Origin of the sequence: Streptomyces sp. AK02-01A (assembly GCF_033795305.1) — a bacterium.
In the GTDB taxonomy this organism is placed as follows: domain Bacteria; phylum Actinomycetota; class Actinomycetes; order Streptomycetales; family Streptomycetaceae; genus Streptomyces.
This window is the reverse complement of record NZ_JARBAE010000019.1, coordinates 29,140-43,318: the sequence shown is the minus strand read 5'-3', so window position 1 is coordinate 43,318 and position 14,179 is coordinate 29,140. Positions and strand designations below refer to the sequence as shown.

Below are 14,179 nucleotides of genomic sequence, written 5' to 3'. Positions count from 1 at the left end.
GAATCTCACCTGCCGTGAGGATCCTGTAACTCCGCTTTATTCCGGATGACTCGGTTCGGTAATCGCGACTGACTGAAGTTGTCCTCATAAGCAGCGGCGAGGTGTCCCGGCCTCGGCGCCTCGCATGGAGGACTTCATGCCTGAGATCTATTTCCATGTGCGCTGGCCCGATGGTGCGACCCAGCGCTGCTACTCGCCGTCCACCGTAGTCGAGGACTACCTCGCGGTCGGTGTCGAGTACGAACTCTCCGACTTCGTGGAGCGTAGCCGCACGGCACTCGGTATCGCGGGTGAACGAGTGCGGGAGAAGTTCGGCTTCTTCTGCACCGGCGCGTCCGACCAGCTCGCGCACATCGAGCGGACCGCCGCCGCCTACGCTTCCGCCGACGGAGGCGTGGCCGCCAAGGTCACCGTCGAGTCCCTCGTCAACGCCGACGGGAGCAGGCGATGAGCCCGGCGGTACGCCTCGCCGGGGCCCACTACCCGGTGGCCGTGATCGGCGGCGGACAGGCCGGCCTGTCGGTCAGCTACCACCTGCGCCAACGCGGCATCGACCATGTCGTGGTCGAGGCGGAGCGGGTCGGTCACGAGTGGCGTGAGCGACGCTGGGACTCCTTCTGCCTGGTGACCCCGAACTGGCAGTGCAGGCTGCCCGGCTTCCCGTACCGGGGCGACGACCCGGACGGGTTCATGGTCCGTGACGAGATAGTCCAGTACCTGCTGGACTATGTGGCCTTCTTCCGGCCCCCGCTGGTGGAGGGCGTGCCGGTGACCGGGCTGCGACGCGCCATCGACGGCCGCTTCGAACTGACCACCACGGAAGGCACGTTCACCGCCGATCAGGTGGTGGTGGCCACCGGTCCGTACCACACTCCGTCCGTCCCACGGATGGCCGAGCGCCTGCCCGCAGGCGTCACACAGATCCACTCCTCCCGTTACCGCAACGCCGACCAGCTTCCCGACGGCGGTGTCCTGGTCGTCGGTACCGGCCAGTCCGGATGCCAGATCGCCGAGGACCTGCATCTCGCCGGACGGCAGGTGCATCTGGCCGTCGGCGGCGCGCCCCGGGTCGCCCGCTTCTACCGGGGCCGGGACTGTGTGGCCTGGCTGGACGACATGGGTCACTACGCGAAGGGCATCGACGCCTTCGACGATGCCGCCGCCGTCCGGATGCGGGTCAACCACTACGTCACCGGGCGCGACGGCGGCCGCGACATCGACCTGCGGGCCTTCGCCCGGGACGGCATGCGGCTGTACGGGCGGCTGACCGGCATCGACGGTACGGCGCTGGAGTTCGCCGACGATCTGAAGGTCAACCTGGACCGGGCGGACGCGGTGGCCGAGAGCATCAAGGACGCCATCGACGCCCATATCTCCGCACACGGCGTCCAGGCACCCCACGAGGCACGGTACACACCGGTGTGGGAGCCGTCCGGGCACGCGGCCGGACTCGATCTGGCGCAGGCCGGGATCACCTCCGTCGTCTGGTCCACCGGTTTCACCCGCGACCACCGGTGGATCGAGATACCCGCCTTCGACGGCCGTGGCTACCCGATGCACTGGCGCGGCGCCACCAGCACGCCCGGCCTGTACTTCCTGGGCCTGCCCTGGCAGTACTCGTGGGGCTCCGGACGTTTTGAAGCCGTCGGCCGGGACGCCGAGTTCCTCGCGGACCACATCGACGCCGGCCGCCGCCTCGCCGACGTGTGCGGCACGCTCACCGGCGCGCCGGACTTCGTCGCCTCCGCCCTTCCACTGGGCTGACAGGAGCCCCGCATGGTCTTCGACACACGCCGCCGGATGGTCTTCGACGCACACCGCCACATTGGCGTCCTGCCCGCGTATCCCTTCTACGGCGGCCCTCCGGTCAACCCGGACACCACCGCCCGGGCCACCGTCAAGCAGTTCCTCGCCGACCTCGACGCCGAAGGCACCGAACGCGCTCTGGTGATCCCCAACTACGGCGTTCCGGATCCCGCCGTCGCCTTCTCCTTCAACGAGTTGGCGATCGAGGCGGCCCAGAGCGACGACCGGGTCCGCGCCGGGCTGTGGGTCTCGCCGCGCCCGGAGGACAGCGACCGCACCGAGCGGGCCCTCGCCCTGGCGGGAGAGGACGGCGTACGAGCTCTCAAGCTCAGCTTCCTGCTCGGCGGCCGCCCCACCGACCCGGCCTGCCGCCCGCACCTGGACCGTATCTTCCGGACGGCGGAGCGGCACGGACTGGTCGTCCATGTGCACACCTCACCGGGCGCCGCCTCGGACATCGACGAAGTCGGCCACCTGGTGGACTGGTACGCCGGTCACGTCCCCGTCCATCTCGTGCACTTCGGCGGCGGGATGAGCGGCCACATCAAGCTCGTCGGCTCGCGGTTCTTCGACTGGATCGAGTCCGGCAAGCGCGTCTACACCGACCTCTCCTGGGCCATCGGCTTCACACCGCGCTGGCTGGCCCAGGAGATCGAGCGCCGAGGCATCGGCCACGACCGGGTGCTCTTCGCCAGCGACCAGCCGTGGGGCGACTTCACCGGCGAGTACGCCCGGCTCGCCGAAGCGACCGGCGGCGGCGAACTCGGCGAACTCGTCTTCCGCGACACCTTCGCCGCGCTCTACGACTGACCGCCGCCTCGTCACATCCCATACCGAACCCCGTACCGAAACTCCCGACTCACCCAGGAGACAGCCCATGTCCGACACCGCCACCACCACCACGGAACTCACCGAGGTCGAGCAGAAGTCCCTCGGCGAGATCGCCCACCCCTCGCTCCCGGAGGGCTCCAGCATCTACGGCTCCACCAAGGTCTTCCCCGACTACCAGGCCGAGGACGGCGAGACCTACTTCACCCTCGTCCATGGCATCGCCCATGAGTCCTCGGTGTCCTTCGTCGCCGTGCTCCAGGCCACCCGCGCGCTGCGCAAGGGCTTCGAGGCGGCCATCTACTTCTACGGCCCGGGATCGCTCAACTGCCTTGCCACGCGAGGCTTCCCGACCGTGGGCAACTCCGCCTTCCCCGGCGAGCACAACATCAACAACCAGCTCAAGACATTCATCGCAGAAGGCGGCAAGGTCTACTGCTGCCGCTTCGGCCTCTCGCTGCACGGCGCCCGCGAGGAGGACCTGATCGAAGGCGTCATCCCCACCCACCCGCTCGACGTCCAGGACGCGATCATCCACTACGCCCGCAAGGGCGCCATCATCAACTCCACCTACCAGCTCTAAGGGGTACGTCGTGAGCGTTGGCACCGATACGACGAGTACGGCGGTGGACGTGCGGATCATGACCCGCGCCGAGCTCGCTCTGCGCGGCATCCGTCAGGGCGTCGAGGTCGAACGGCCGGACGGCGCGGGCCCCAGCGACGACGGCCATGTCCTCGTCGACGGTGCCAACGCCGCGCTGCCCCGCAACCCCGACAGCCCCTACACGGTCCGCGACGGCAAGGTCTGGCTCGGCGACGAGACCGGGACTCTCACGGACACCGGGCTCTCCCTCACCGCCGTACGACGGCCCAAGTTCTACGACCTGACGACGGCCGACGGCATCCCGTACGAGGAGATAGCCCGTCTGCACGGCTCCGACGTACTCGCCACGACCGTCGTCCAGACCTGCGTCCGCTACGCCGAATCCGACCGCTGCCGGTTCTGCACCATCGAGGAATCCCTGCGCTCCGGTGCGACGGTCGCCGCCAAGACCCCGGCGCAGCTCGCCGAGGTCGCCGAGGCGGCGGTACGGCTGGACGGCGTCAAGCAGATGGTCATGACCACCGGCACCACCGCCGGTCCCGACCGTGGCGCCCGCAACCTGGCGCGGTCGGTCCGGGCGGTGCTGCGGGCGGTGCCGGGCCTGCCCGTCCAGGTGCAGTGCGAACCGCCCGGCGATCTCGCGTGGATCAGCGCGCTGCACGACGCCGGAGCGACGGCCATCGGCATTCACGTCGAGTCCCTCGACGACGAGGTGCGGCGCCGCTGGATGCCCGGCAAGTCGAGCGTGCCGATGGCCGAGTACGAGGCCGCGTGGGACGAGGCGGTGCGGGTCTTCGGGCCCAACCGAGTCTCCACCTATCTGCTCGTGGGCCTCGGCGAGGACCCGGACGAGCTGATCGCGGGCGCCGGAAGGCTGATCGGCCGAGGTGTCTATCCCTTTGTCGTCCCGTTCCGCCCGATGAGCGGCACACTCGCGGCCCGCGACGGAATCAGGGCCCCGAGCGCGGAGGTGCTGCGGTACGTCACCGAAGGCGTCGCGCTGAAGCTGCGCGCGGCCGGGATGAGCGGCGCCGATCAGAAGGCCGGCTGCGCGGCCTGCGGGGCGTGCAGCGTGCTGCGGACGGCGGGCGGGTGAGCTGCGTGTATCTCGACGGATCCGCCGCACAGCCGACGGCCGAGAGCCCGGCCGACATCCTGGCGCTGCTCGGCGACCGCAGCACCCTGGCGCGGCGGCCCGACTTCCGCGTCCAACAGGCCACCTCCACAGGCGAGTTGTCCGACTATCGCCGGCTGCGCCGGGACGCCTTCGTCCATGAGCAGGGACTCTTCGCCGGCCATGACCTGGACGACCGGGACGCCGACGCCCGTACCGTCGTCCTGGTCGCCAAGGACCGGGACGGCACCGTGGTCGGCGGCGTACGCCTCGGACCGGTCGACGACGGTCCCGACCTCGGCTGGTGGCAAGGTGGCCGGCTCGTCGTGGCCCGCCGGGCCGGCCGGCACGGTATCGGCGCGGCGCTGGTACGGGCGGCCTGCGCCCGTGCGGAGGCCGAAGGCGTCCTGCGGTTCGACGCGACCGTCCAGGTCCGTGGCGAGGTGCTCTTCACACGGCTCGGCTGGCGCTCCGTACGCGAGATCACGGTCGCGGACATGCCGCATGTGCTGATGCGATGGCCGATCGGGCGGATCGCGGCGCAGGTGGCGGCCACCAAGTCCGCGCTCGGGCCGCTCCTCGCGGCCTTCCACGGAGCGGCGGGCCTCGTCGACGGCCGGGCCGCGCTCGGCGGCGCCGGGTTCGTCGGCGACGACGGAGCGTCCGTCCCCGGCACGGATGTGATCGCCGCGTGCGACGCGATCGTGCCGTCCATGGTCGAACGCGACCCCGAGTGGGCGGGCTGGTGCTCGGTCCTCGTCAATGTCAATGACCTCGCGGCGATGGGAGCCTCGCCGATCGGTCTGCTCGACGCCGTGGGCGCGAAGGACGCGGCGCACATCCGGCGGATCCTCGCCGGACTCGGCCGGGCCTCGGAGGCATACGGCGTGCCGGTCCTCGGCGGGCACACCCAGCTCGGCGTACCGGCCGCCCTGTCCGTGACGGCGCTGGGCCGCACGGACCGTCCGGTGCCGGGCGGCGGCGGACGGCCCGGACATACGGTACGGCTCACCGCGGACCTCGGCGGCGGCTGGCGCACGGGCTACCGGGGCCGCCAGTGGGACTCGTCCAGCCACCGCCGTACGGACGAACTCCGCGCGATGACCGGAGCGGTGGCCGCCGTCCGGCCCGCCGCGGCGAAGGACGTGTCGATGGCCGGGATCGCCGGGACCCTGGGCATGCTCGCCGAGGCGAGCGGCTGCGGCGCCGTCCTCGACATGGCAGCCGTACCTCGCCCGCGCGGTACGGCGATGGGCGACTGGCTCACGTGCTTCCCCGGCTTCGCGATGCTCACCACGGACGGACCGGGCGCCGCACCGCTGCCCGCCGGGCCCGCCACGGATGCCGTGTGCGGAGAGCTGACCACAGGACAGGGCGTCGGGCTGCGCTGGCCCGACGGAGAGATCACAGAGGCGGTCGCCGGCCCGGTGACCGGAATGGGGACCGCATGAGCACGCTCCGTATGGCGGCCGTCGCGGCCGAGTTCGGCCGGGACCTCGAAGAGGACTTCGCCGTCGCCGAACGACTGATCAAGGAGGCCCGGGCCGAGGGCGTACGGCTGCTCGCCCTGCCGGAGGCCTGCCTGGGCGGCTATCTGCTCAGCCTCGACAACGACACCGAGCTGGACGAGGGCCCGCCGGCGCTCGCGCTCGACGGCCCCGAGGTGCGCCGGCTGGCCGCGCTGGCGGGCGAGTTGACCGTCGTCGCCGGTTACTGCGAGGCGGGCACGGACGGGCAGCGCTACAACAGCGTGGTCTGCGTCAGTGGAGACGGCGTGCTGGGCAATCATCGCAAGGTCCACCAGCCACTGGGCGAGGACGCCAGCTACGCGTCCGGCGACCGCTTCCACGCCTTCGACACTCCGGTCGGCCGGATCGGCATGATGATCTGCTACGACAAGGCATTCCCGGAGTCCGCCCGCGCGCTGGCCCTCGACGGCGCCGAGATCGGCGTGGTCGTCTCCGCCTGGCCGGGCGCGCGCACCCATGCCGCCACCGATCTCGTCAACGACCGCTGGAAGCGCCGCTTCGACCTCTTCGACCGGGCCCGCGCCCTGGAAAACCAGATCGTGTGGGTCTCCGCGAACCAGACAGGTGTCTTCGGGTCGCTACGCTTCGTCGGCAGTGCCAAGGTCGTCGACCCCGGCGGCGAGATCCTCGCCGACACCGGAGTCGGCGCCGGCCTGGCAATCGCCGAACTCGACGTCGCCCAGGCGCTGGAGACCGCTCGCCGCGCCATGGGGCACCTGCGGGACCGGCGTCCGGAGACCTACACGTACGCGGGAGCAGTCAGCAGATGAGAACTGTCCGGATCGCGGCCGCCGCCGCACACTTCGGCCGCGACCTGGAGTTCGACCTCGCCCGTGTCGCCAAACTCATCGACGACGCGCGCCGCTCCGGCGCCGGGCTGCTCGTCCTGCCCGACGCCGCGCTCGGCGGCTATCTGGCGGATCTGCGCCATCCCGACCCCGCGGCCCTCCCTCCGGCCCTGAAGCCGGACGATCCGTTGATCCACCAGGTCGCCCGGCTCGCCGCCGAGATGGTCGTGTGCGTGGGCTACTGCGAGGACGGCGGCGACGAGCGCTACAACGCCGCCGTGTGCGTCAGCGGCGACGGCGTCCTCGGCCGCCACCGCAAGGTGCATCTGCCGGCCGGCGAGGTCGCCGTCTACACGCCCGGCGACGGCTTCGCGGCCTTCGACACCCCGGTCGGCCGGGTCGGCATGCTCATCGACTACGACAAGACGTTCCCCGAGTCCGCCCGCTCCCTGGCCCTGGACGGCGCCGAGATCCTCGCCTGCCTCTCCGCCTGGCCCACCAGCATCACCAACCGCGCTCCGCGCATGGCCCAGGACCGGCAGGCCAAGCTCTTCGACCTGTACGACCAGGCGCGCGCCGCCGAGAACCAGGTCGTCCTCGCCTCCTCCAACCAGACCGGCGCCATGGGCGGCATGCGGTTCCTCGGCCAGTCCAAGGTCGTCGGTCCGGGCGGCGACATCCTCGCCCGGACCTGGGCCAAGGCGGGCCTGGCCGTCGCCGAGGTCGATGTCGCCGCCGAGATAGACCGCGCCCGCCGCGTCCTGCGCCACCTCGACGAGCGCCGTCCCTCCGCGTACCGGGAGATTCCCTCATGAAGATCGCTCTGCTCAGCTACTCCACCAAGCCGCGCGGCGGTGTCGTGCACACGCTCGCGCTCGCGGAAGCGCTGGCCGCGACCGGAGAGGACGTCACCGTCTGGTCGCTGGGACGAGGCGGCGACTCCGGCTTCTTCCGTGAGGTCGCTCCGGACGTGCGCGTACGGATCGTGCCGTTCCCGGAAGGACCCGTGGACGAGACCGTCGGCGAGCGTATCCTCCGCTCCATCTCCATCCTGCGCGACGCCTTCGATCCGTCCCCGTACGACATCGTCCATGCTCAGGACTGCATCAGCGCCAACGCGGTGGGTCGCTGTATCCGCACCGTCCACCACCTCGACCACTTCACCACGCCCGAACTCGCCGCCTGCCACGAACGGGCCATCGTCGAGCCGTACGCCCATATCTGCGTCTCCCGGTCGGTCGCGGACGAACTCGCCGAGGGCTGGGGCCTGGCGGCCGAGGTGATTCCCAATGGCGTGGCCTACGACCGCTTCGCCTCCACCGGTCCGGCGGCCCGGGACGCCTGGCGCTCCCGTCTCGGCCGCTATGTGCTCACCGTCGGCGGAATCGAACCCCGGAAGGGCTCCCTGGACCTCCTGGAGGCCTACGCGCTCCTGCGCGCCGACCATCCCGGTGTACGGCTGGTGATCGCGGGCGGCGAGACCCTCTTCGACTACCGCGACTACCGCGCCCGCTGGGAAAGCCGCGCCGCGGAACTCGGCGTCGCACCGGACGTCCTCGGCCAGGTCGCCGACGACGATCTTCCGCCGCTCGTCGCCGCCGCGGACGCCTTCGTGTTCCCTTCCGTCAAGGAGGGCTTCGGCCTCGCCGCGATGGAGGCTCTCGCCGCCGGAGTGCCGCTGGTCGTCCGCGACCTGCCCGTCCTGCGCGAGGTGTTCGGCCCCGCCGCCCGCTTCGGCGCCGACCCACGGACCCTGGCCGCCCACCTCGCCGCGGCGCTCACGGACGACGACCCCGATCGCCGTACGGCGGGCCGGGAACTCGCCGCCCGCCATACCTGGGACAGCGCGGCACAGCGCCATCTGGATTTCTACCGCTCATCGCGCTGAACGGCCCGGCGGCCGGAGAGCCGGCGCCTTCCGCACGCTCGCGCCGTGGCAGGCCCTTCCGACCAGTGGGTTTGTCGAGTCGGGCCGAGGCTCAGCCACACTGTGTCGCGACGAGGCAGCACAATCCGGCGTCCTCGTCGCTTTCGGTGAGACGAAAACCGCCTCACCACCGTAACCGCATAGAAGTACGATGGACTGAATGAATATTCACACTGCCTCCTTCGACCACCCCGACGCCGTCCAGCTCAACGGTCGCGTGCAGCTCGAATACGCCGAGCGATACGGGGACGAAGGGGATGTCACTCCACTCGACCCGGTCATGTTCGAGCCGCCGCACGGCCTGTATCTGATCGTCTACGACGACCAGGGCATCCCGGTCGCCACCGGCGGATGGCGCGGCCAGGAAGAGAACGACCACGGGTACGAAGACGGTGACGCCGAGATCAAGCGCATGTACGTCATCCCGGAGGCGCGCGGCCGCGGTCTGTCCCGGCTGATACTGGCCGCTCTGGAGGACGACGCGCGCGCCGCGGGCCGCACCCGGATGGTCCTGGAGACCGGCACCAAACAGCCGGAGGCCATCTCGCTCTACACATCCAGCGGCTATGAGCCCTGCGCCAAGTTCGGCCACTACCGCTTCCATGAGCTCAGCCGCTGCTACGCCAAGCCGCTGACAGCCGCCGCGCCCGGTGCGACACCGAGCGGTCGGCGTCGTACGCGCGTCGGCTGAGGACCGCGCGGTCGACTCGCTCAACTCACCTGTGGAGAGGTGTGGTTGCCTGGAGGAGCCGCCGAAGCTTGGCGATGCCTGGGTCTCGTGTGTGCCTCACCGGTACCGTGGATCGTGTTCAGCACACCCGATTCACCAGGAAGGTTGATGTGCGGCTTGAGCTCTGATAATGCCGCGAGCCGCGAGCCGCGAGCCGCGAGCCGCGAGCCGCGAGCCGCGAGCCGCGAGCCGCGAGCCGCGAGCCGCGAGCCGCGAGCCGCGAGCCGCGAGCCGCGAGCCGCGAGCCGCGAGCCGCTTATCGCGCTGTTGTCGCCGCGCCGGCCGCGGCCTTCGGTGTGACCATGCCTGCTAGCGTCGGCCGGCTTCGCGTGCCTGTCGGGCACGACGCCCAGCGCTGGAGCACATTTCCCGGCGTGAGAACACTCGTCGTGGCCGCACGAACCGTCACGTCCACCGTGCGGGTCCTGGAGACACTGCCCGCTCTCCTGCGTGGCGACAACCGAGTGAACGTCATTTTCGCCCACGACCCCACCTCCGCCTTCAATGACGGCGTACTCGATCTGCTCCGCGACGCCGGGTGCCGGGTCATGCCCTGGTCGCAGTTGGCCGACATCGCGCCCGATCTCATCCTCTCCGCCAGCGAGAACATCGATGTGCCGGAAGGCGACTGCCCGGTGCTCGTACTGCCGCACGGAGTGGGCTTCCAGAAACGGGTACCGGACTCCCGGGCGAACCGGACGCGTCTGTCCGGAGTGGTACCGGACGCATTGCTGGAGTCCGGCCGCGCATGGCTGGCCATTTCGCACCCGGACCAGGAAGAGCAGCTTGTCGCCGCGCATCCCAAGTCCGACGGCCACACGCTGCTGGTGGGAGACCCCGTCTACGACCAGTTGCGTGCCAGTCTGCCGCGAGCCGGCTCCTACCGGCGCGCTCTGTCGGTCCCGGACCGTCAGCGCCTTGTGGTGGTGAGCTCCACCTGGGGACCCACCTCGTTGATGGGCCGGGATCCACAGCTTCCCGCCCGTATCCTCGCCGCCCTGCCCTACGACGAGTACCGTGTGGCCGCGATCATCCATCCCAATGTGTGGTCGGGCCACGGCGCCTGGCAGATCCGCACGCTCCAGGCCGCCGCTCTCGATGCCGGCATGCTGCTGATGCCACCGGTTCACGCCTGGCGGACGGCCCTCGTCGCGGCCGATGTCGTCATCGGCGACCACGGTTCCGTGACACTGTACGGCGCCGCTCTGGGCAAGCCCCTGCTGCTCGCCGCGTTCGGAGATGACGCGGTGGCCGGAACAGCGATCACTCGCCTCAGACGGGCCGCACCGTCCCTCGATCCGTGCGAGGACTTGCGTCAGCAGATCGACTCCACGGCCCGGGAACACACTCCCGAGCGCTACGCGGAGGTCTCAGCCGCCGCCTTCGCCGACCCGGGGCACGCGCTCGCGCGGCTGCGCACCGCCGTGTACGGCCTGATGCGGCTCACTGAGCCGGGCTCTCCTCCGCCGCCCGTACTGGCCCTCGCGCCCGCCGAAGTGTCGTCCACCGCCGTCACCGCCTGGATCGTGGCCACCACCGTGTCCTCCGTCGCCGGACGGCACTCGATCACCGTATGTCGTTATCCGGCTGCCACGTCCGGCGAGGTCGACGAGGGGTCCGGGCCGTTCCTCCATCTCGCGTGTGACGAGGAAGAAAGGGACCAACAGCTCACCGAGAGCGCCTCCGTGCTGCTTCGACGCACTCCTTCTCCCACCACGGTCGCCGCCGGACGGTGGATCCGCGCCACGCTGGGCCGTTTTCCCGGGAGCCGCCTCGCCGCGGCGCCCCTGACCGGTGGCGGCTTCCTTGTGGGGCTGCGCGACGGACGGATCCTGGAAGCGGTGACGACCGAGGACATCGACGATCCAGGCCTGCCTGCGGCGGTGGTCTACGCCTGCCTGCGGTCAGGACTGTCACCTGACGACATCACCGTGACACTCCGGGCCGGCGAACTGCGGGAGGAGGTCGCTCTCCGCCTCCTGCCTCCGGCCCCGCTCGGCTGAAACCAACGCCACCATTCATCGCTGACGCCCGTCACCCGTGTCAGGCAATCGCGTCCAACCGCTTCCGGATCGTCCCCGCCCTCGGGCTGCCGGCCGCCTCGTAGATCTCGAAGGCTCTCCGCAGAGACGTCCGCACGACATCGGCGTCGCCGCCCGTCCGCTCGGTGATGTCGGCCAGGTATTCGAGGACCTGGGCTTCGTAGTGACTCGCGTTCTGTGCGCGCAGTGTGCCGGCCGCCTCTCTCAGCGTACGAATCGCCGCCTCGGCGTCGTCCAGGTGATCGTGGACGACGCCCATGGCGGCCATGGCCCGAGCCGCCATGCGCAGGTCCGCGCGGCCCAGCAGATCCTCGTGCGCTCCGCGCAGGGTCGCCAGTGCCTGGACGTGATCACCGTTGGCGTCCAGAGCGCACCCGAGGAAGTACGCGGCGATGGCCGCCCCGCGCCACTCCTCCGCCTCGGCGTTGAGCTCGATGGACCGCCGGTACGTCTCCACCGCCCGCGCGGTGTCGAAACGGTCCCAGTACCGTCCGAAGAACTCCTGCACGGAAGCGCGCAGCGCCGGATGCCCGGCATGCTCGGCGCGGACGACGGCGGTCTCCAACTCCGCGCGGGCCCGGTCGTATTCGCCGAGGTCCATCAGCGGGCGCGACAGCAGGCTCCGCAGTCGCGCCTCTCCGGCCGGCACACCGGCCTCGGCGGCGGAAGCCGCTCCCAGTTCCAGCGATTCCTTCCAGTCTCCGAGGTATCTGCGATGCAGGAACAGCACCGTGAAACCCTCCGCCAAGGGCCACACGAGTGCGTGGAGTTCCTGGCGGGCGGCCTCGCGCAGCACGGCGAGGATATTGGCGCGTTCAGCCTCCAGCCAGTCCAGCGGTGCCGGGCCGTCGTCGGCGGCGAACGGGTCGGGCGCGTCACTCAACAGGCCCGCCAGATCCGCGATTCGGAGCCGGTCCCCGCGCACCGCCCGGTCCGCGAGCGCGGTAAGGGCCAGATAGTGCGTCGTCACCCGCTCGACCAGAGCACGTTGTCCGATGCCGGGCTCTTCCGCCGCTGCCCGTTCACGGGCGTGCAGACGTACGAGATCGTGGAACCGGAACCGGTCGTCCTGGGTGACGTCGAGGAGGCTCGCCTCCACCAGCGTGTCCACGAGCGGCTCGGCGGCCGAGACATCGATCCCGGCGGCCACGGCCGCGATACTCAGGTCGAACGACCGCCCGGGCAGCCATCCCAGCAGCCGGTAGAGCCGGGCAACGTCAGGCGCCAGATCGCGGTACGCGAGACCAAGTGCGGCAGACATCGAGCGCTCCTCTCCGATGGCCATTCCCGCCAGCCGGCGGGTCTCGTCGGCCAGTTCCGCGGTGAGCTTCTTCATGGTCAGCCGACGAGCGGCAGGAGCTGTCAGCAGACGGGCGGCGACCAGGTGCAGTGCTTTCGGCAGCCCGGCGCACAGGTCGACGAGCTGCTCGGCGGCCTCCCGCTCCGCGGCCACGGCGGCCTCACCACACCGGTCGGCCAGCACCTGTAATCCGGCCTCACGGTCCAGCGGTTCGAGCGGCAGCAGCAGCGCACCGTCCACCGCCAGCTCACGCAGCGTTCTGTTGCTGGTGACCAGCACGGCGCTGCCGGCTCCCTTGGGCACCAAGGACAACGCCTGCGCGGGCTGGTTCACATCATCCAGAACGACGAGGATCCGACGATCGGCGGTTTTGGACAGAAACATGGCGACGCGGTCCGCGAAGGAGGGCGGGATGAAGTCCTCGCTCACTCCAAGTTGTCTCAGGCACACGCGCACAGCCGCCGAGACGTCGCCGCCCGCACCACGTCTGAGGGCCGCGAAATCGACGTAAATCTGACCGTCGGGAAAGCGTCCACGCGCCTGATGAGCCCATTGGCATGCCAGCGCCGTCTTGCCGATGCCGGGAATACCGCTCAGCACGCCAATCCCGACACGCGATCCGCTCCCTGGCACTCCCAGAGTGCTGTCCAGCGACGCGCTGCACGTATCGCGGTCGAAGAACCGCACGGTCAGTGGCGGCACCTGGTCCGGCTTGACCTCAGGACCGCACGACGGTGGAGCCTGGACCTGGAATGTGATGCCACCGTGAACCTCGCCGGCCTGCACGACCGGCCCGTAGACGCTCCCGGACAGATCGTTTCTCATGTGCCGCTCACCGGCCCGGTCGCCAAAGACGTCCGCCATCACGCCACCACCGCGTCCCGCTCGGCCGAAACCGTCTTGTTCACCGCGAGAGCAGCGGCTTCCGGGGACCGCTCACCTCGGTGCACTGCCCCATCGTGTCCGCCGACACCGATCACGTTGCCTGCCATGATCAACTCAATCCGCCCCGCAGCGGACGGCCTCCGGCAGAGAGCACCATCCCCTCACAGCCGGAATCGGCCGGCATTCCCGCCCTCACCGGATGCCACACCGCCGCCAACTCACCTTCCATGGCTTTCCCTTCACCCTGCGTTTCGTTGCGGGCAGTCAATCCCACCGTAGAGAGATCACCCAAGCTTGGACAGTCCATCCCGGGCGACGCGCGCCGCACCCGGCCCATCCTCGCCCGGCCGGGCTCCGATCGCACCCTCATCGGAGAACACAGCCGCGCCGCCGTGCGGCTCTTCGCGGAGTGGCTCGTGAGACACGCTCTCGCCGCAGGCCCGACCCCGGCCGTACATGGAGGTGGGATACGCTCAGCAAAGTGACCATGGCACGTCCCGTGCGGCGGCTTTCTGATACCGAGCCGGCCGGGACACCCACCCGTCGAACACCTCCCTCCACACAGGTCCGGGACGCCGTCGAATCACTCAGACGACCACCACCCGGGGTTTTACGTCCGATCGGAC

At 70.4% G+C, this 14,179-nt stretch carries 13 protein-coding genes; 11 read left to right on the top strand and 2 right to left on the bottom strand.

Annotated elements, in window-relative coordinates:
* Positions 1-136: 136 nt before the first annotated feature.
* The 11 genes from PV679_RS19175 to PV679_RS19125 all read left to right on the top strand — a co-directional run bounded on the left by PV679_RS19175 (position 137) and on the right by PV679_RS19125 (position 11,329).
* Positions 137-451: an MSMEG_0570 family nitrogen starvation response protein gene (locus tag PV679_RS19175; RefSeq protein ID WP_319681524.1), complete on the top strand. Its 315-nt coding sequence runs from the start codon at positions 137-139 to the stop codon at positions 449-451.
* Positions 448-1,764, top strand: a complete 1,317-nt coding sequence (locus PV679_RS19170) for an MSMEG_0569 family flavin-dependent oxidoreductase (RefSeq protein ID WP_319681523.1) — start codon at positions 448-450, stop codon at positions 1,762-1,764. Before PV679_RS19175 ends, PV679_RS19170 begins: the two co-directional genes overlap by 4 nt.
* A 12-nt stretch (positions 1,765-1,776) precedes the next feature.
* Positions 1,777-2,616, top strand: coding sequence for an amidohydrolase family protein (locus PV679_RS19165; protein ID WP_319681522.1), 840 nt, complete (start codon positions 1,777-1,779; stop codon positions 2,614-2,616).
* Between the two features lie 67 nt (positions 2,617-2,683).
* Positions 2,684-3,217: an MSMEG_0572/Sll0783 family nitrogen starvation response protein gene (locus tag PV679_RS19160; protein ID WP_319681521.1), complete on the top strand. Its 534-nt coding sequence runs from the start codon at positions 2,684-2,686 to the stop codon at positions 3,215-3,217.
* A 10-nt stretch (positions 3,218-3,227) separates the two neighbouring features.
* The gene (locus PV679_RS19155) at positions 3,228-4,334 is read left to right on the top strand and encodes an MSMEG_0568 family radical SAM protein (RefSeq protein WP_319681520.1); all 1,107 of its coding nucleotides are present in this window, start codon (positions 3,228-3,230) and stop codon (positions 4,332-4,334) included.
* Entirely contained in the window at positions 4,304-5,803 is a 1,500-nt protein-coding gene (locus PV679_RS19150) for an MSMEG_0567/sll0787 family protein (RefSeq protein ID WP_319681519.1), read from the top strand. Before PV679_RS19155 ends, PV679_RS19150 begins: the two co-directional genes overlap by 31 nt.
* Positions 5,800-6,651: a carbon-nitrogen hydrolase family protein gene (locus PV679_RS19145; RefSeq protein ID WP_319681518.1), complete on the top strand. Its 852-nt coding sequence runs from the start codon at positions 5,800-5,802 to the stop codon at positions 6,649-6,651. Before PV679_RS19150 ends, PV679_RS19145 begins: the two co-directional genes overlap by 4 nt.
* Positions 6,648-7,484, top strand: coding sequence for a carbon-nitrogen hydrolase family protein (locus PV679_RS19140; protein ID WP_319681517.1), 837 nt, complete (start codon positions 6,648-6,650; stop codon positions 7,482-7,484). The genes PV679_RS19145 and PV679_RS19140 overlap by 4 nt, the downstream gene beginning before the upstream one ends.
* On the top strand, positions 7,481-8,557 hold the full coding sequence (locus PV679_RS19135) for an MSMEG_0565 family glycosyltransferase (RefSeq protein ID WP_319681516.1): 1,077 nt from the start codon (positions 7,481-7,483) through the stop codon (positions 8,555-8,557). Before PV679_RS19140 ends, PV679_RS19135 begins: the two co-directional genes overlap by 4 nt.
* Before the next feature lie 199 nt (positions 8,558-8,756).
* On the top strand, positions 8,757-9,287 hold the full coding sequence (locus PV679_RS19130) for a GNAT family N-acetyltransferase (RefSeq protein ID WP_319681515.1): 531 nt from the start codon (positions 8,757-8,759) through the stop codon (positions 9,285-9,287).
* 341 nt (positions 9,288-9,628) lie between these two features.
* Entirely contained in the window at positions 9,629-11,329 is a 1,701-nt protein-coding gene (locus PV679_RS19125; RefSeq protein ID WP_319681514.1) for a hypothetical protein, read from the top strand.
* Between the two features lie 40 nt (positions 11,330-11,369).
* Here the strand turns inward: PV679_RS19125 and PV679_RS19120 are convergent, their stop codons facing one another.
* Entirely contained in the window at positions 11,370-13,532 is a 2,163-nt protein-coding gene (locus PV679_RS19120; protein ID WP_319681513.1) for an NB-ARC domain-containing protein, read from the bottom strand.
* Positions 13,532-13,660 (bottom strand): hypothetical protein, encoded by a 129-nt coding sequence (locus PV679_RS19115; protein WP_319681512.1) that lies wholly within the window; start codon positions 13,658-13,660, stop codon positions 13,532-13,534. The genes PV679_RS19120 and PV679_RS19115 overlap by 1 nt, the downstream gene beginning before the upstream one ends.
* Between the last annotated feature and the right edge of the window lie 519 nt (positions 13,661-14,179).